Here is a 17,618-nt window from a genome sequence, read left to right as displayed (position 1 = left end):
GCATTCCTTGCATGGCTAAAGAGTAAGGTCTTCAGGATCGACAACGAGGTACAGATAAACGCTTGATGATACAACAAAAAATCATGAGCGGCGGGGCAGGTGCGTCATCGACAAGCGTAGCCGTTGCACCGAATGAGTAGAAAACCAATGAAAATTTTATAGAAAAAACGGCGGCTAACCTTGACTTTTGTGCGTCGCAACCTCATCTTCGCTGCATAGCAACATTCACTCCTCCCGAGTGTTGCTTCCGCCCCTAGTGGGCGTTTCCTCCCTAGACTTTAGGCCGCAGCTTCGTGCTGCGGCTTTTTTTTATGTCCAGATGGCGCGCAGCGGAGCGTTTCGGATCACTCCGCTGCGAGCGGTTTGACCATGCTGAAATCATCACAGCGAAGTGCGGGATGCTGCATCAGATTTCGCACAAAGATGTTGAGGTCCTGCTGCAGTTCATCGAAACCGGCATGGCATTTCAAAGTGGCTTCATCCATATACAGCCGCCGGTTAATCTCGATCTGGAAGGCATTGAGATGCTGTTGTGGGCGTCCGTAATGCTCGGTAATGAACCCGCCTGCATAAGGCCGGTTCTTGACCACCACATAGCCGGCCTGGCGAAGCAGAAACATCGCGTAATCAATCACATCATTTCGGCAGCTGGTGCCATATCGGTCTCCCAGGATCATATCAGGTCGCGCTTCGGTCTCGACGCCCGAACGGGGCGCGCCGTATTGTGAAGGCATGGAGTGGCAATCAATCAGCAATGCCTGGCCAAAACGGCCATGGGTGCGGGCCAGCAAATGCCGCAAACTGTCGTGATAGGGCCGGTAAATCAATTCGATCCGGGCCAGAGCATCGTCCGGATCGAGTTTGCTGGCATAAATGTCGCGGTTCTCAGCAACGATGCGCGCAACTGTTCCAAGGCCACCATTGACGCGCAGCGACCGCGTGTTCGCATAAGGCGGCAGGGGGGCAGAAAACATGCCCGAATCCAGTTCATAGGGCTCGCGATTCACATCCAGATAGGCCCGCGGGAAATTGGCGCGCTGCAGAACGGCACCAAATTCGGTGACACTCTGGAAAAGCTTGTGAACATCCATGTCTTCGGAGGCGCGTATGGTGTGTGGATCCAGCCGTGACAGGTCCAAAAACCGCTCCGGATAGATCGAGCCGCTATGGGGAGAGTTGAAAATCACCGGCATTGTCTGAGTGGGTTCGCCGAATACCTCGAAGGCGGGCGTCTCCATAAAATCACGGTAGGGTGTATTTGTTGGCAGGTCAGCCGATGCCCCGGACGTTGCGCTCTTGCCGTCGGGGCCGCCAGAATTTCTAATCCGGTTTGTAATCTGCTCTGTCATCAGTTCCATCGTGTCAGGATTTTGTGGTTCCGTCCAATGATGACACAAACATTTTGTGCCACAGATTCAATTTGGCCGTGCGCCCATGCATGGAGTTATAATTTTAGCTCTGATTCGAATTCTTTGCCATCAAGCGCATTGATATTCCGGCCCGCTGCCATACAATCCGGTTACGGGTCGTGTGCTGCTGGGGAAGTTGTGATCAACTTTTGCTTCAAACGTTTACCATATCATAGGCTTTTTGCCCGAGTAAGCTTATATGGGCGCTAGCAGTTCGCGTCAGGAGGGTAACCTCCGGCAGATTTTAGAAGTTCCGCAGACGAGCGTCCGACCGTCTGGTGTTCTGTCCGGACAGGCCCGCAAAGGCCGGCGACAAGGAAGAGAATGACATGGCCCATATTCTGCTGGCTGAAGATGATGACGACATGCGGCGGTTTCTGACAAAGGCGTTGCAGACCGCCGGTCATACGGTGGTGGATTTCGACAATGGCAGAAGCGCCTATGAGCGCATGCGGGAAGAGCCGTTTACTGTTCTGCTGACCGATATTGTCATGCCGGAAATGGACGGTATAGAGCTGGCCAGGAAGGCGACTGAACTCGACCCTGATCTGAAGGTGATGTTCATAACCGGCTTTGCAGCCGTGGCGCTGAACCCGGATTCCAACGCGCCAAAGGATGCCAGAGTGCTATCAAAGCCGTTTCATCTGCGTGAACTTGTCAGCGAAGTGGACCGGCTTTTGGCGGCCTGAACCCATCGTGGCGCGTTTTTCCTGATATCAGCCCTTGCGCCCGCGGCCTGGCTTTTGTATATCGCTTCATCTTCTCACGTCAGATCTGTGACGACGGTGTGACAGCGGGGCGCGTAGCTCAGCGGTAGAGCACTACATTGACATTGTAGGGGTCACTGGTTCAATCCCAGTCGTGCCCACCATTGTCTCACAGTGGATCAGACATTCGGCGTGGTAATATAGACTGGCAGTCACTCTCTTCAATTCGGCGCGACATATTGGCGCGGCAGTGGTTGAAGATAAAGCGTAACTTAATAGAGAATTTTTAGAGCAAACCGATGAAGATCAGAAATTCACTGCGTTCCCTTAAAGGCCGAGACCGCGACAATCGTCTCGTACGGCGGAAGGGTCGCGTCTATGTGATCAATAAGGTAAAGCGCCGTTTCAAGGCCCGTCAGGGCTAATTCAACGTGCCTGGCATCCGGCCCGGCAGATGAATACGGTTTGGGGCACGTGACATCGATCACGGGCCCTTTTTGTGTTTCCGACGTGACGCTTTCGTCATTTGCTTTTGCGGATTTGTATACTAGACTTCTGCCATGAAGTTTTCCGGGATCATCATCAGTCAGCTGCGATCTGTCAGCCTCGCCATTGTGCTGGCGGCGGCGACCGGCTCATCCGGCTTTGGCAAGGAAATTCCCCTCTCAGACCGGCTGGACCGGCTGTTCAGCGAACTGCAATCCTCACAAAGTGAACTGGAGGCGCGGCATCTGGCGGGACAAATCGATGATTTGTGGCGCGGCGCGCGCGGCGAAACGGCCCGGCTGTTGCTGTCCAGAGCTGATGACGCCATTGCTGATGATGATTTTGCTCTTGCGATTGATGTGCTGGATCAGCTGATCGCCCTGGAGCCGGACTTTGCGGAAGCGTGGAACCGGCGCGCGACTGTGTATTACCTGAAAGAAAATTACGGGCGGTCTCTTGCCGATATTGCAGTGACGTTGGCGCTGGAGCCACGCCACTTTGGAGCGCTGACCGGCCTTGGTCTTATGCTGGAGGACCTTGGCGAAGACAAGAAGGCCTATGATGCCCTGAAACGGGCACTGGAACTGAATCCCTTTCAGGAGGAAGTCCGGCAGGAACTTGAATCGCTGGAGCGCAGCGCTTTGGGTCAGCCGATTTAAAGCACGTTTTATCCCTGTCGAGACAAGAGAGTATCCGGGCCAAGAGACGATCAGGGTCAGGGCATCCGGCAAGGCAGGCAATGCTGCGCGATGCAAGGCATCAGATTTTTCATCAGCGATGCACCGCGAAGTTGCGTTGCTCAACCGGCTGCTACAGAGTCTTCAGCTGTTCGGTTAATAATAAAATTCCTCGCGTATGATTTTGCCGTTTGACACGGTGTAAACCGCAACCTCTTTCATGGATACGCGTTCGGAGGAATCCTTGTTGGTGGCGTCAATGCTGAAGATGACGGAAAATCTGTCATCGCCGTGCAGGAACGGCCCCTCGACTTCGCTGGAATGAACTTCAAACGTGTTTTTCCACCCTGCATGTTTAGCACGAATGCCATCGACGCCGGAGGTCTTCGGGCTGTCGCTACCGGGCATGGCGATGGCTTCAATTGACTCAGCATCAGGCGCATAAAGCTCTGTCAGGCCTTTTTCCTCGGTGCCGTTACGGCAGTGGCTGACCAACTGCTCGGCGGTTTCTTTCAATGTTTCACGGGACATGGTTTTTCTCCTGTTCATCGATGTGTGGCATCTTCGCAGACGGAATTTTTCAACTCCGCATTGGGCGCTCGTCAACCAGGACGAAACTATGGATGATGCTCATGACAGCATCCTGTCAGCATGATGCTACGGATTCCCGGTTTTTGCCTTTTCGCAACTGCCGGCATCCACATTGTGGCGCGAAAGAAAGACCTGCCTGATTGCCGATGGGTTCTGCCGATTGGCAGTTTCTCCAGCTTGGACGGCGTGCGCCTGCATATTCTATAGGGGGAAGTGACAAGCTTGCCGAACCGTCAGAGACCGCTGACGCCATCGCTGCCGACAAATGCAATGCGCAGCAGATTGGTCGCACCCGGGGTTCCGAAGGGCACGCCGGCAGAAATGATGAGACGTTCACCAGGTTTGGCGAAACCTTCCTCATAGGCGATCTGGCAGGCGCGATCCACCATGCTTCCCTCATCTTTGACATCATCGCTGACAACACAGTGCAGCCCCCAGACAATCGTCAGCCGGCGGGCCGTTTGTTTGATGGGTGACAAGGCAATGATGGGAGTTTCGGGGCGCTCGCGGGATGCTCTGATGCCGGTTGCACCGGAGGAGGTGTAACACACGATCACAGACAGTTTCAGAGTTTCCGCGATCTGACGAGAGGCAGCGGAAATGGCATCCGCGCCGGTTGGTTCCGGTTCTGCGCGTTGCGCATAAAGAACTTTTCTGTAATTCGGATCGCGTTCCACTTCTTCGGCAATGCGGTCCATGGTGGCAACGGCTTCCACCGGATAATCTCCAGCAGCTGATTCCGCTGACAGCATCACCGCGTCAGCGCCTTCAAACACAGCTGTTGCAACATCAGACACTTCCGCACGTGTCGGGACAGGCGCGGTAATCATCGATTCCAGCATCTGGGTCGCGACCACCACCGGTTTACCGGCGCGGCGGCCAGCGCGAATAAGCTGTTTTTGGATGCCGGGAACCTTTTCCACCGGCAATTCAACGCCCAGATCACCGCGCGCCACCATTATGGCATCCGACAATTCAATGATCTCGTCGATCTTTACCAGCGCCTGCGGTTTTTCGATCTTGGCCATAATGGCCACCTTGCCGCGTGAGATTTTGCGTACTTCAGCAATATCTTCCGGGCGCTGCACAAATGACAGGGCGATCCAGTCAATGTCTTCTTTCAGCGCAGCGTCAAGGTCAGACCGGTCCTTCGGCGTCAGAGCACTGGAGGCAATCAGAGTATCGGGCAGGCTGACGCCCTTCTTGTTCGACAGTTTGGTGCCGGAAATGACCTTTGTGACCGCGCTTTTGCCATCGACCGAAACGGTCTCCAGGCGCAGGCGCCCATCATCAAGCAAAATCGCATCGCCTGCTTTCAGCGCTTCCAGAATCTCAGGATGCGGCAGTTGGACGCGCTTTTGATTTCCGGGCGTGGGATCACTGTCGAGGGTAAAGCTCTGACCTTCTTTCAGAGTAACCGCGTCATTTTCAAACATGCCGACGCGCAGTTTCGGTCCTTGCAGATCAACCAGAATTGCGATCGGCCGTCCGACGTCCTCTTCGACACTCCGGATCGTGGCCACAAGCTCGCGCATGTGATCGTGGGACGCATGACTCATATTGATACGAAAAATATCAGCTCCGGCAGTGTGGAGCTTTTTGATCATTTCGGAATTTGATGAGGCTGGACCCAGGGTGGCGAGAATTTTTACTTTGCGATTACGCCTCATTTACCACCGGTTCCTCGTTGTGTCGGTTCTGTCAACTGAACTGTCCAACTTGTTTGTGTGCCGGTGTCAATTTCAAAAAAACCCGTGCGTTGAAACCCACGGGTCAGACAGTCTTCGATACCGTTAATTGTAAAAATCTTGTCAGCGGTGCACATGAAGGCGCTGCCAGCCCATTCACCGCCTTCGTCATAATCTACGGCGAACATATAATAATACTGAGACTTCAGAGCGCCAGGCAGAATAACTTCGCAGGATGTCGCCTCCAGGTTCCACCAGCCTTCGGTGGTCCAGCCCTTGTCATTGCGGTATCCGACAGAAATGCCCACACGGCTTCCGCTCTTGTTGCAGATGCGCAATTCGGCAGATGCCTGATCAGAACTGATGAAGCTCAAACCGCCATACATCGACAGCGAAAGCGCAAACAGAATTACGGCTTTCGTGACACGAGCCGAAAATGGTGCGAGAAAATGAGTCAGAGGCAAAATGCGCCTTGCGCTGGAGGACTGACTTTCAAAGCCACTGCCAGAATATCCGGATACCTGAATTTCGCTTTTTTTGCTCATGGTGAACGAACGCATCAAACCTGAGTAAACGCCGAATTAGTGGCGAGCTGAAACGATTTCATTATAATTTGTTTTGCGCAATCGTGGCCGTTTTGTCAATCAAACGCTTCCGAAACAATGCAATTTTGCGCATCTCTGGGGGCTTATAAACCTGTTTCGCCAGAAATCAACATCGCTGTCCCGTTGCGGCAAACCGGATTTGGCATGGGAGGCATGGACAATCGCGATTCAGATGCTTTTATGTGGGAAAACCGGATTAGGTGCCAATCCATATGGTATCAGCAGCCGGTGCGCACTATGTTTCATCTTCGCCGCTTTGCCAATCCGTGCAGAAATATTGCAAATCCCATGACCACTTCCGCCGCCACGGCCACCGCTGTTTCCAGTCCCGATCTGCCCGAAGGCGAGCGCGTGGCCTATGAAATTGTTGAAGGCAATTGGAATGGCGGGATTTTGCTGTTGTGTGATCACGCCAGAAACGCCATCCCGCCGCATTACGACAATCTGGGTCTGCCGGCGTGCGAGTTGAAACGGCACATTGCCTATGACATCGGGATGGACGCGCTCACACACCGGCTGGCAAGGCTGCTGGAGGCCCCTGCGGTGCTGTCGAGCTATTCGCGGCTGCTGATCGATCCCAATCGGGGGGAGGACGACCCGACCGTTCTGATGCGTCTGTCTGACGGGGCGGTTGTTCCGGGAAACCGCTTTGCGAATGAGGCTGAAAAAGAGCACCGTCTGGCGCTGTATCACCGGCCTTATCATAAGGCCATTGCCGCATCAATCGTGCACATGATGGCGACCGGACAGTCGCCTGTGCTGATTTCTCTGCACAGTTTTACGCCTATCTGGCGCGGATTCGCGCGTCCCTGGCACGCAGGCGTGTTGTGGGACAAAGATGACCGCGCCGCGAAACCACTGATCGCCGCCCTGAAGGAGGGCGGTGATCTGATCGTAGGTGACAACGAGCCGTATACGGGTGCGTTGACGGGCGACACCTTGAACCGGCACGGAACCCAGCGCGGTCTCAGTCATGCTCTTCTGGAACTGCGCCAGGATCTGGTGGACAGTGAGGCAGACATCGAACTTTGGGCTCAGCGGCTGGCTCCGATCCTTGAGCAACTTTTGACGGTGGAAGGTATTTGCGATGTCTTGCCTCCCCATAAACGCTGAATTGCGAGGAAGAACCTCATGACCGAAAACAATCAACAGACCGAAACCATGTCTGACAACCAGCGCGAGGCGCTGGAGGCTGCGGCTTTCCGCAAATTGGTGTCGCATCTCAGAGACCGGACTGATGTGCAGAATATCGATCTGATGAATCTGGCGGGCTTCTGCCGCAATTGTCTGTCCAACTGGTATCGCGAAGCCGCTGAGGAACGTGACCTGCCACTGTCGAAAGAACAAAGCCGCGAACTGATCTACGGAATCCCCTATGAAGAGTGGCGTTCGCGCCATCAGACCGAGGCGACAGCGGACCAGAAAGCCATGTTTGAGCAATCCAAACCGGATCATGAACAGCTCTAAACCGTTCAGTGATTCGCTAAAACCACAAAACGCTCCAACCAACCCATCGTGAGGAAGACTATTTATGAGTGACGTGTCCAGCGCGACAACCAGCATTGCCAAGGATCAACTGCGTTCAATTATCGAACGGATCGAGCGGCTGGAAGAAGAAAAGAAGACAATTGCCGACGACATCAAGGAAGTTTACGGCGAGGCTAAAGGCAACGGTTTCGATGTGAAAACTCTGAGGCAGGTTGTGCGGTTGCGCAAGCAGGACCGGGAAGAGCGCGCTGAACAGGAAGCCATGCTTGATTTGTACCTGCATGCGCTGGGTATGGCGATCGAGCCTGCAGAAGACCAGCAATAAGGTATCGCTGGATTAGAGCGTTTCATGGTTACATTGAACCATTTGATGCTCCAGATCAGTTCATCGGCAAGGCAGTCAACGCCGCTCCCATTACGACTTGGGGCGGCGCATCGGGCAAGTTGGCTAACGCTGTCCGGTGGGCTGATATGGAGCACCGAAGGCCGGATTTGCACGCCTGCCGGACGTCGTTACACTCCGCTTGTGGTCATGAAGACCACGGCGCGAAGTGTGCCTCGCCGGCAAACGAGCAACACCGGTCAAATGATTCAATGTAACCATGAACCGCTCTAGCGTCGCGTCAGAAGCGCTACTTTGGTGGCGACAATGGCGCGACCTGAAAATTTATCGGTCCTCAATGTGGTGCTGCTGGTTGAAAAGCCGTTGGCCACGATGCTTTGCGGGATCTGGAACACACCGCGAATTGCATAAGGATTCGGCAATTCAAGCCGGACAAATGCATTCGACCTTGTGGTCTGGGGAGTTGTCATCTTCGCCAGCACTGCCGCATCAGCTCCGTTAAACACCAATTGGCTGCCAGTCGGCTGTACGGCACCAGGCGGGACGCGTCCGCCTAGAGTTGTCGGCAGGGCGCTTGCGGTTGCCTGCCAGCTGCTATCCGGCGATTGTGCCGGGTTTACCGGCTCCCGGCGGGCAGGCTGTTCGGGCGAGGGCACGGCAGGTGTTACAGCGGCCAATTGCGTCCGTTCCGGGCGGATGCGCGGTGGAATTGCGGCAATGACCGGTTCATGAAAGGCTCTGGCACGGCGCACCGGCGGCAGATCTTCCGGCGTGGTGACGTGTGGTAAACGCGTGCTGTTTTTGGCGGTTCCCTGACCGTCAAGACCCATTGCTGCGTCGAAGTCCGCACGCGATCTGGGCGACGGATCTGAGGGCGCATACGCGGAAATGATAGTGTCATCAAACATACTGCGCTGGCTTGGGTCCGGTGTGCGACCCTGGGGCGACAGAATGGCCGCTGCAATGCTTGCGGCAGCAGAGGTGTGAGGGGTGGCAGCCTCCAAGGTGCGCGTATCAAGCGGCTGCAGAGCTGGTTTGTTACGGGTGTCGTCAAGCGCTGCCATCACAGCTTGTGCAACATCGGGCGCGCCTGCCCGAACCGGGCCGGCCGCCTTGGCGATGATAATTTCGGAAACATCTGTAGACCGGCTGTCGCCAACCCGGGCCCAGGTATCCTGAACAGACTTCTGCGTTTCAGCAGGAGTGGCCGGCTCTTTCGATACTATGGTCAAAGGCACGGGTTTGTCAGCCAAAGCTGCAGCACGCTGAGCGAACACATCCGCCGGCATCGGTCGCGGCGCGGGGATATCCGAAAGCGCCAGTTGCACGCTATTCTCCACCACAGGTTCAGGCAGTAATTGAGTGGGTACGCCGTCAGGTCTGAAGCGTGGCACAATTTTCAGGGCGGGCGCACTGGCACGCGTTTGCGCCTGAACCTGGGCAACCGTGGTCGAATCATTGCCGCTTGTCAGAGTCTGACCGGTGGTGGGAATTGTTGCCGGTTCCTGATTGCGCTTGAATACTTTTGCAAACAGGCCGCCGCCCCGCTGGTTGGGCGGTGAAATTTCGGCTGACGCTATGCGTTTCTGACGCGCTGCTGATTCTTCGTATCGCTTCTGCCGTTTGCCGTTGGAGGAAATCTGGGTGGTGTCACCGCGCGGAAATACCTTTGCCAGTTGCGCATCTGTCATTCGCGGCCAGTGGCGCACGCCACCGGTGTCCATATGAACGAAAGGGGAGCCGGAGGACGGATAGAAGCCGACGCCGCCCACTTCCATGCGTAGGCCCACTGCACGCAATTCCGCGAGATTTGTCCCGGGAATGAAAAAATCCATTGCTTTGCCACGTGTGTGCTGGCTGTTTTTGGCAACACCGCTGCTGCGGCTGCGCAGCAATGAATTGGTTTTTGGCGAACGGAACGCGGACACCACATTGATCGCTTCTCTGGTGTCCATCTGCTGATACACCGACCAGACCAGATCCAACAGGCGCGGATCAATCGTGGTAGATTGCTCGCGACGCCAGTCCCGGAGGAACCAGTTCAGTTTCTTCAGCGCCGCCGGAACATAACGGCCATTGCGCTTATAGACGATCTCAATGCGCTCTTTGGTATTCACAAAATATAGCTTCAGGCTGCGCTCTTCAGCGGCCTGGGCGGGCAATGCCATGGAAAGCAGCATCGTCAATGCGGTAAACAGCGCCGTGATCTTGCGCGTTACGCCGTGCTGAGCGGCAGATGGCTTTTTGTTTCGAAAGTTTCGCAAAGCGGTTCCGATACCTGGCCGTGAAGGGCCATTCCCAACGAAAAGTGTAATGAGTTTACTGTGTGGCTTCAGCGTATTGTACCCGTCACATTGCCCGATACCCAAAATCTTTTAAAGACATCAGGCCGGGTGATCAAGCAGTCCTGATTAAAAGTTTAACCAATCAAGGTTAAGACGATCTTGCCGAAATTGGTTAATTTGACAGTATTTTCAATCATTGATCAATTTTCAATTTCTGTCGTGAAATTGTGTCGCAAAAAAGCCGCCCAGCATATTTCAGCGGGGCGGCTTGCGCAGAAATTTTGAGTTGCGGCTCGATCAGAGACCGAGAAGCTTCACCATATTGCGGTCATGGCCGTATACATCTGGCAGATAACCCACCGCACCTTCATCGTTCTGAATCGCGGTGAAATAAACCAGATGTACCGGAATTTTCTTGTCCAGTTTCACCGTCACCTCTTTGCCACCGACCAATTTCTTGATGCGTGTAGAATTCCAGTCTTTCTGCTGTTCAAGGATCGCATCAGCAAATTCCATCGGATTCTGAATGCGGACACAGCCATGACTGTAGGCACGTGCATCCTTGTTGAAGAGGCTCTTGGATGGTGTGTCATGCATATAGATTGCATGCTTGTTGGGGAACATGAACTTGATCCGACCGAGAGCGTTGCTGTTCCCCGGCGGCTGGCGCACCGAAATCTGTGATGCAGTTACGCGTCTCCAATTGACCCGGGACGGGTCGACCTGGCGGGTGCGGCCGCGAATCTGTGCAAAGACCTGATACCCTTTGCGGGTGAAATAGCCTGGGCTTGAGCGGGCTGACGGCAGCATTTCATTTTTGATAATGGATTGCGGCACGCCCCAGGACGGGTTCACCACGAAGTGTTCCATCTCATCGGAAAAGGCCACGGTTTTGAATTCAGGCTTGCCGACGACAACCCTGGTGGTGTGAGTGACCTTGCCATCGCTTTTGACATAAACACGGTATTCGGGAATGTTCGCCATGATGTGGAACGCACCCAGTTCTTTAGGCATCCAGCGCCAGCGCTCCAGATTGACGATCAACTGGGCTTTGCGTTCAATCCCGGTCTCGCCATTGAGAACGCGCAATGTTGCCGGACCGATAATTCCATCCTGAGTCAGACGGCTTTTCTTCTGAAAGTCTTTCACGGCCGTGACGAGAGTTTCATCATAGAGATTTTCATCGACCGGCGTTGCCGCCACATCTTCACTCGCCGGCGTTGCCGCCACATCTTCACTCGCTGGCGTTGCCGCCACATCTTCACTCGCTGGCGTTGCCGCCACATCTTCACTCGCTGGCGTTGCCGCCACATCTTCACTCGCCGGTGTTGCCGCCGGGAGTTCCACTTTCAGGCGCGCGCGCAATTGCAGCACCCGTGGATCGCTCATGCCGGGGCGCAGCAATCTGCCGGCATCAACCACAATCGGTTTTTCGGCCTTGTTCTGCTCGATCGCCTGCAATTCCTTCAACAATGCCAGGTAGGCCTGGTGCTTTGGCTGATACTCATTGGCTTTTGCAACCGGATCGCCGGCATCGTTCAACTCCGTAAGCACGGCTTTTGCATCAGGGCGCTCCGGATTGATATCCAGTGACGCGCTGACAGACCGTGGCACCAGGCGTCCCGAGGCCAGGTGCCGGACATAGCGCACAGCAGCGAGGCTCATCTGAAGATCGATTTCAAATGCCGCAGTCTCCGACAAGACAGTTCCGTCAGCATCGTCCGACATTGGTAATGAATAATCAGCTGGATTCAGTCCAATCCGGTCTGCCTGTCTGATTTCAGCTATCAGCGCCTTTGCTTCCGGCCGCAATGCACCCTCTTTCATCCAGAGAGATTTGTACCCCCGGTCTTCATACAGCGCGGCAATGCCGGACCGGTCAGCGGCATCCAGCTTGTCGGCTGAGGCTCTGGCAAATGTCCGGATGGCTTCAGAGCGTGCTTCAGCTGCCGCATGCAACACTGGAGTTGCGGACTGCGATACAATGGCGGCCTCATCTGCCTGAGGCAGGTCGGTTGCATCAACAGAGGCAACATTGACGGTTTTTTCCTCAGAGACTGTCGCTTCTACAGCGATTGTCTTTTCTTCATTGATGGTCTGGCCAACAGCAAAGGATGACAGCAGCAGGCTTGGCAATACGATTGCCGACAACAGACAATGGCTTCTGAACAGTTTCGACCGGCTGGCATTTTTAGCATATTTCACGGGGAATGATCTCCGAATTGTGGGCAATACTTGCAATTTAATATAGAACTAAAGATGACTTTGTGTAGCAAAGGATTGGTTAATATCAAACCAATGCGGCAACCAGGCAGTGGCATTTTCCTGCAATGTGACATATTCATCCCGCATCGGCAGATATCACGCCGCGTGTTTACCCAATTCGACAGACGCTTCCCCGCCATCGTGTGGATTTTCGTGGACGAATGTGCCGGATTGTTCAGTGCGGCCTGCTGCCGCTGGCTCCGACAGACCAAGTTCCAGCAATTTACGGTAGAGCGTTGTGCGGCCAAGTTTCAGCGCTTTGGCAATTCGGCCGACACGTCCACCAAAATGCTCATAGGCAAACCGAAGAGCTTCGCTCTCCATTGCTTTCAGCGGGCGCAACTGTCCATGCCCGTCGAGCAGAGGCACCATGGCAAAATGCGGCTGAACTGCCAGTTCCTTGCGATTCTGATGGGCCGTTGCCGTGGCATCTGCTGGGCCAGAGCAGACAAAGGCCGGAGACAAGGGCGAATCATGATCCGCGACGGCGCTGAAAATGGCGCGCTTGAAACCAGTGAGATTATCGTAATATCGCGGCGGTACGGTCTTTGGCGTCCGTGTGAAATCGATGTGCTGAACGCTGGTGCCGAATGCCCCATTGGCCTGCTGCATCATCAGCGCAGTAAGGCGATCGCGGGCATGAGTGCGTTCATGCAAAGGCGCCAGCCACACCGGTACCGGACTGAGCAAATTATACAGCGCTGCGTCGATGCCACCGTCCCTGGCGTGATCCAGCAGCCTGCCGCGGGTCGTGCAGATGAGAGCGTGCGGTGTGGCACGAAAAAATTTCACCAATGCCTGTTGGGTTTCCAGTCCAGCTGCTTCGACCCGCCGCACAAGAATGCTGCAGTTTGATTTTTGCCGCGCGTCCTGCGTCAACACAGGGTTGTGTCGCCACTCTTCAAAATCATCCGTGCTGGCGTCAAATTCCACAAGGCTCTGGCCGGGCGCATAATGCGTGGCGAAGTGTCTGGCGAGGGTTGCTTTACCGGTGCCGGGTTCACCTTCAATGAGAAACGGAATCTGCATTTGCGCTGCTTTCTCAAATCGGCTTCTGGCAACCCGGTAGGCACCCGGGTCCGAATTGAAGAATACCTCCGGCACATAATCAGGCCCGTTGGTCCCGGCGTCTGCGCTGCTGTGGCGTGGTTGCAAACTGCTCAAAACGCAGGCCAGGCGCAGTTCGTGGACCGGCTTTTCGAGAAAATCACTTGCCCCCCAGCTGAGAGCTTCGCGGATGGAGGGATCGGCACCTTGTCTGGTCATCACTACAAGTCTGGACTGAGGCGCCCGGTCACGAAGGAGCTGAATGAATTGTCTCGTATCGCTGTCGGGCAATAAAAGATCCATCAGGATAATATCGGGAAAACTGCTTTGCAGAATTTTAAGGGCGCTGTCAGCGGTTTCAGCGACCCGGCAATTGTGGCCCAGACCCTGGATCATCCGGGTTAGATCGGGCCGCGTATCCGCATTGGTATCGATAATCAGTACATGCACGCTGACGCTGGTCTTTCATTTGTTGCAGGCGAATCAGACGCTGGAAGGTCTGGAACCGGAACTGTGTGACAGCAGGCATTAACAAGATGTTAGCCATGAAATCGCGCCTGGCCGGGAAACAGCGCTTGATCGGCGAGGGGAAAGCCCTCTATCTGTAGCCACTCCGCTGTTTGACAGGAAAATACATGACTCAGTTCCGCAACCTATCGGCTTCGACGATCCGGTGTTTGAATGATGCCAACAAGGATCAGGGAGCAGCTGAAGCGCTCGGACCGCTGCCGCAATGGGACCTGAGCGATCTCTACAGCGCGATGGATGGAGAGGACCTTGCGGCTGATCTGAAAAAAGGCGACCAGATGTGCCGGAGCTTTTCGCAGACCTACAAATCCCATCTGGCGGGACTGGCGAAATCAGACACTGGGAAACTGGCGTCCTGTCTTGTTGAATACGAACAGATTGAAGACCTTCTGGGCCGGATCATCTCTTATGCCGGACTTGTGTATGCCGGTGATACGACCGACGCCAAACGCGCTAAATTCTATGGCGATATTCAGGAAAAAATCACCAATGCCAGCACGCATTTACTGTTTTTCGGGCTGGAGCTGAACAAGATCGGTGACGCGGATTTTTCCGAGTTGCTGACATCGCCTGCCATTGCCCATTACCGGCCCTGGCTGGAAGATCTTCGCAAGGACAAGCCGTACCAGCTGGAGGACCGGGTTGAAGAATTGTTTCACGAAAAATCGATCACCGGGCGGGGTGCCTGGAACCGGTTGTTTGATGAGACAATGGCTGGGCTGCGGTTTGAAGTCGGTGACGATACGCTGCCGCTGGAGCCGACCCTCAACCGCTTGGTCGACAAAGATGGCGCGGTGCGCAAAGCCGCATCACAGGCGCTGGCCTCAACCTTCCGGGAAAATATTCGCACCTTCACGCTGATCACCAACACACTTGCCAAGGACAAGGAGATTTCTGATCGCTGGCGCGGTTTCAAGGATGTTGCCGACAGCCGCCATCTGGCCAACCGGGTTGAGGGCGAGGTGGTCAACGCGCTGGTGGAAACCGTGCAGGCCGCCTATCCACGGCTGTCGCACCGTTATTATGCTCTGAAAGCCAAATGGTTCGGTCAGGATGTTCTGGATTTCTGGGATCGCAATGCGCCTTTGCCGGAAAGTGCTGCCGACCCGATAGGCTGGGATGAGGCGCGCAGCATCGTACTCGATGCCTATGCCGGTTTTTCGCCGAAAATGGCCGATATCGCCCGCGATTTTTTCGACCGGAACTGGATTGACGCGCCAACCCGCCCCGGCAAGGCCCCCGGCGCGTTTGCCCATCCGACGGTACCCAGCGCGCATCCTTACGTGTTGTTGAATTATCAGGGCAAAACCCGCGACGTGATGACGCTCGCCCATGAACTGGGCCACGGTGTGCATCAGGTGCTGGCCGCCGGGCAGGGCGCTTTGATGGCGCCGACACCCCTGACACTTGCGGAAACAGCCAGCGTGTTCGGCGAAATGCTGACCTTCCGCTCTTTGCTGGAGCGCACCTCCACCAAGGCCGAGCGCAAGATCCTGCTGGCCGGCAAGGTGGAGGACATGATCAATACGGTGGTGCGCCAGATTGCGTTTTATGCCTATGAGCGCAAAGTCCATCTGGCCCGCAAGGACGGCGAACTGACATCCGAGCAATTATGCGATATCTGGATGAGTGTTCAGGCGGACAGTTTGGGGCCTGCCATTCGCCTGGGCGATGGCTATGAGACTTACTGGAGCTATATTCCGCATTTTATTCATTCGCCATTCTACGTGTATGCCTATGCGTTTGGTGATTGTCTGGTGAACTCGCTTTATGCGGTTTACCAGAATGGCAGCGCCGGTTTTGACGAAAAATATTTCGACATGCTGCGTGCCGGCGGCACCAAACACCACAGCGAGCTGCTGGCACCTTTCGGCCTTGACGCCAGCGATCCCGGGTTTTGGGAAAAGGGTGTTTCGGTGATTGAAGGTCTGATTGCTGAACTGGAAGCGCTGGAAACCGACGGTTGACCGGTGCGGTCAATTGCTTTCTGCTGCAACACGGCATTGCCGTGGGGAAAGCTGTGTTGTAACAGTGGGCACGAATTTGCTGGCCTTTTAAGGGGCGGGCGCATGATTGATGACTACAGGGGGCTCCAGAATGGCCGAGAAGACCGAAAATGCGATGGATTATGCGGAGCATGAATCCACCTATGATCTGTTTATCAAAATGACCAAATACGGCACCGTGGCGGCCGTCATTGTGCTGATTTTGATGGCTATATTCCTGTTGTAGGACAGACTCATCAACAATTCAGATCCAGAGCCGAGAGGCTGCAAACCGGCTGAAGCGGGTGTGCTTCAATTCAGGCGAGAAGCTGACAGGCTTCGATGTGGGGGACAAAATTTATGAAAATTGCCGTGTTGAGCGAAGCCAGCGCAGACGAATCTCGCGTTGCTGTCTCTGCCGCCATGATCAAACGCCTTGTTGATCGCGGTGCCAGCGTAGCGGTACAGGCTGGGGCAGGTGCAGGCTCGCGTGTTCCCGACAATATCTTCAAGGATGCCGGAGCAACCATCGGCAAGACCGCTCCGGCAACGCTGAAGGGCAGCGATGTGGTGCTGTGCGTTCGCAGGCCGAATGCAACACAGCTGAAAAGTATCCCCAAAGGTGCACTGGTGCTGGGCATGCTGGAGCCTTATGGCGACAAGTCGGATCTGGAAGCCATGGCAAATGCCGGTGTTTCGGCGTTTTCGATGGAATTGATGCCGCGCATCACCCGGGCACAAGTTATGGACGTGTTGTCGTCCCAGGCCAATCTGGCTGGCTATCAGGCCGTGATTGATGCCGCCGGGGAATTTGACCGCGCAATGCCGATGATGATGACTGCGGCGGGCACCATTCCAGCTGCCAGGGTGTTCGTGATGGGCGCTGGCGTGGCGGGGCTTCAGGCAATCGCGACGGCACGGCGTCTGGGAGCTGTGGTTTCAGCCACCGATGTGCGCCCGGCAGCGAAAGAACAGGTTGAGTCTCTGGGCGGCAAATTCATTGCTGTTGAAAATGACGAGTTCAAACAGGCCGAAACCGCCGGCGGCTACGCCAAAGAAATGTCCGACGATTACAAGAAGCAACAGGCTGAGCTTGTTCTGGCACATATGGCGAAACAGGACATTGTCATCACCACCGCTCTCATTCCGGGACGGCCAGCACCGCGCCTGATCACCAAGCAGATGATTGCCGCGATGCGTCCCGGCTCCGTTCTGATCGATCTTGCGGTGGAGCGCGGCGGCAATGTGGAAGGCTCGAAAGCCGGCCAGACAGTGGAAGTGGATGGCAAGAAAATCGTCGGCCACAAGAATGTTCCCGGCCGGATCGCTGCCACAGCCTCCGAACTTTATGCAAAAAATCTGGCATCGTTTCTGGAAACCATGATGGACAAGGAAAGCGGTGAGCTTGCTGTAAACTGGGACGACGAACTGGTGACAGCCACATTGCTGACGCGCGACGGCAAGGTCGTGCACCCGAATTTCACCGATAAAGCCTGAGCTTGAGCGAGGTCTGA

The 17,618-nt window shown here is 55.1% G+C and carries 16 protein-coding genes and 1 tRNA gene; 10 read left to right on the top strand and 7 right to left on the bottom strand.

The window, feature by feature from the left end; all coding sequences use genetic code 11:
* Positions 1–344: 344 nt before the first annotated feature.
* Entirely contained in the window at positions 345–1,238 is an 894-nt protein-coding gene (locus RAL88_RS06985; RefSeq protein WP_306269602.1) for an N-formylglutamate amidohydrolase, read from the bottom strand.
* Between the two features lie 500 nt (positions 1,239–1,738).
* Here RAL88_RS06985 and cpdR point away from each other — a divergent pair, with 500 nt between their 5' ends.
* The 4 genes from cpdR (at position 1,739) to RAL88_RS06965 (ending at position 3,261) form a co-directional block, all read left to right on the top strand.
* Positions 1,739–2,098 carry a cell cycle two-component system response regulator CpdR gene (gene cpdR / locus RAL88_RS06980; protein ID WP_306268268.1) on the top strand — a complete coding sequence of 120 codons (360 nt, stop codon included), beginning with the start codon at positions 1,739–1,741 and terminating at the stop codon, positions 2,096–2,098.
* A gap of 107 nt (positions 2,099–2,205) precedes the next feature.
* Positions 2,206–2,280 (top strand) — tRNA-Val (locus RAL88_RS06975).
* Positions 2,281–2,415: 135 nt separating this feature from the next.
* On the top strand, positions 2,416–2,541 hold the full coding sequence (ykgO, locus tag RAL88_RS06970; RefSeq protein WP_306268267.1) for a type B 50S ribosomal protein L36: 126 nt from the start codon (positions 2,416–2,418) through the stop codon (positions 2,539–2,541).
* A 135-nt stretch (positions 2,542–2,676) separates the two neighbouring features.
* Positions 2,677–3,261 carry a tetratricopeptide repeat protein gene (locus RAL88_RS06965; RefSeq protein WP_306268266.1) on the top strand — a complete coding sequence of 195 codons (585 nt, stop codon included), beginning with the start codon at positions 2,677–2,679 and terminating at the stop codon, positions 3,259–3,261.
* Between the two features lie 174 nt (positions 3,262–3,435).
* Here RAL88_RS06965 and RAL88_RS06960 read toward each other — a convergent pair whose 3' ends face one another.
* The 3 genes from RAL88_RS06960 to RAL88_RS06950 form a co-directional block, all read right to left on the bottom strand.
* Positions 3,436–3,810 (bottom strand): nuclear transport factor 2 family protein, encoded by a 375-nt coding sequence (locus tag RAL88_RS06960; RefSeq protein ID WP_306268265.1) that lies wholly within the window; start codon positions 3,808–3,810, stop codon positions 3,436–3,438.
* 293 nt (positions 3,811–4,103) lie between these two features.
* Positions 4,104–5,540 carry a pyruvate kinase gene (gene pyk, locus RAL88_RS06955; protein ID WP_306268264.1) on the bottom strand — a complete coding sequence of 479 codons (1,437 nt, stop codon included), beginning with the start codon at positions 5,538–5,540 and terminating at the stop codon, positions 4,104–4,106.
* Complete coding sequence (locus tag RAL88_RS06950; protein WP_306268263.1) at positions 5,537–6,103, bottom strand: DUF1036 domain-containing protein; 567 nt, start codon at positions 6,101–6,103, stop codon at positions 5,537–5,539. The genes pyk and RAL88_RS06950 overlap by 4 nt, the downstream gene beginning before the upstream one ends.
* A 348-nt stretch (positions 6,104–6,451) precedes the next feature.
* Between RAL88_RS06950 and RAL88_RS06945 the strand changes: the two genes are divergently transcribed.
* From RAL88_RS06945 to RAL88_RS06935, 3 genes are all read left to right on the top strand, one after another.
* Positions 6,452–7,276: an N-formylglutamate amidohydrolase gene (locus tag RAL88_RS06945; protein ID WP_306268262.1), complete on the top strand. Its 825-nt coding sequence runs from the start codon at positions 6,452–6,454 to the stop codon at positions 7,274–7,276.
* An 18-nt stretch (positions 7,277–7,294) separates the two neighbouring features.
* On the top strand, positions 7,295–7,630 hold the full coding sequence (locus RAL88_RS06940; protein ID WP_306268261.1) for a DUF1244 domain-containing protein: 336 nt from the start codon (positions 7,295–7,297) through the stop codon (positions 7,628–7,630).
* A 64-nt stretch (positions 7,631–7,694) separates the two neighbouring features.
* Entirely contained in the window at positions 7,695–7,976 is a 282-nt protein-coding gene (locus RAL88_RS06935) for a DUF2312 domain-containing protein (RefSeq protein ID WP_306268260.1), read from the top strand.
* A gap of 287 nt (positions 7,977–8,263) precedes the next feature.
* Here RAL88_RS06935 and RAL88_RS06930 read toward each other — a convergent pair whose 3' ends face one another.
* The 3 genes from RAL88_RS06930 to RAL88_RS06920 form a co-directional block, all read right to left on the bottom strand.
* Complete coding sequence (locus RAL88_RS06930) at positions 8,264–10,258, bottom strand: DUF882 domain-containing protein (RefSeq protein WP_306268258.1); 1,995 nt, start codon at positions 10,256–10,258, stop codon at positions 8,264–8,266.
* Between the two features lie 318 nt (positions 10,259–10,576).
* Positions 10,577–12,484, bottom strand: a complete 1,908-nt coding sequence (locus RAL88_RS06925; RefSeq protein ID WP_306268257.1) for a murein L,D-transpeptidase — start codon at positions 12,482–12,484, stop codon at positions 10,577–10,579.
* 156 nt (positions 12,485–12,640) lie between these two features.
* Positions 12,641–14,041 (bottom strand): response regulator, encoded by a 1,401-nt coding sequence (locus RAL88_RS06920; RefSeq protein ID WP_306268256.1) that lies wholly within the window; start codon positions 14,039–14,041, stop codon positions 12,641–12,643.
* 185 nt (positions 14,042–14,226) lie between these two features.
* On the opposite strand from RAL88_RS06920, the gene RAL88_RS06915 reads away from it, so the two are divergent.
* The 3 genes from RAL88_RS06915 (at position 14,227) to RAL88_RS06905 (ending at position 17,601) form a co-directional block, all read left to right on the top strand.
* Positions 14,227–16,086, top strand: coding sequence for a M3 family oligoendopeptidase (locus tag RAL88_RS06915; RefSeq protein WP_306268253.1), 1,860 nt, complete (start codon positions 14,227–14,229; stop codon positions 16,084–16,086).
* A 130-nt stretch (positions 16,087–16,216) separates the two neighbouring features.
* Entirely contained in the window at positions 16,217–16,351 is a 135-nt protein-coding gene (locus tag RAL88_RS06910) for an aa3-type cytochrome c oxidase subunit IV (RefSeq protein ID WP_306268251.1), read from the top strand.
* Positions 16,352–16,464: 113 nt separating this feature from the next.
* Complete coding sequence (locus RAL88_RS06905; protein ID WP_306268249.1) at positions 16,465–17,601, top strand: Re/Si-specific NAD(P)(+) transhydrogenase subunit alpha; 1,137 nt, start codon at positions 16,465–16,467, stop codon at positions 17,599–17,601.
* Positions 17,602–17,618: the final 17 nt, after the last annotated feature.

This window comes from Pararhizobium sp. IMCC3301, from assembly GCF_030758315.1.
Classification (GTDB): domain Bacteria; phylum Pseudomonadota; class Alphaproteobacteria; order Rhizobiales.
This window is presented reverse-complemented; position numbering and strand designations above follow the sequence as displayed.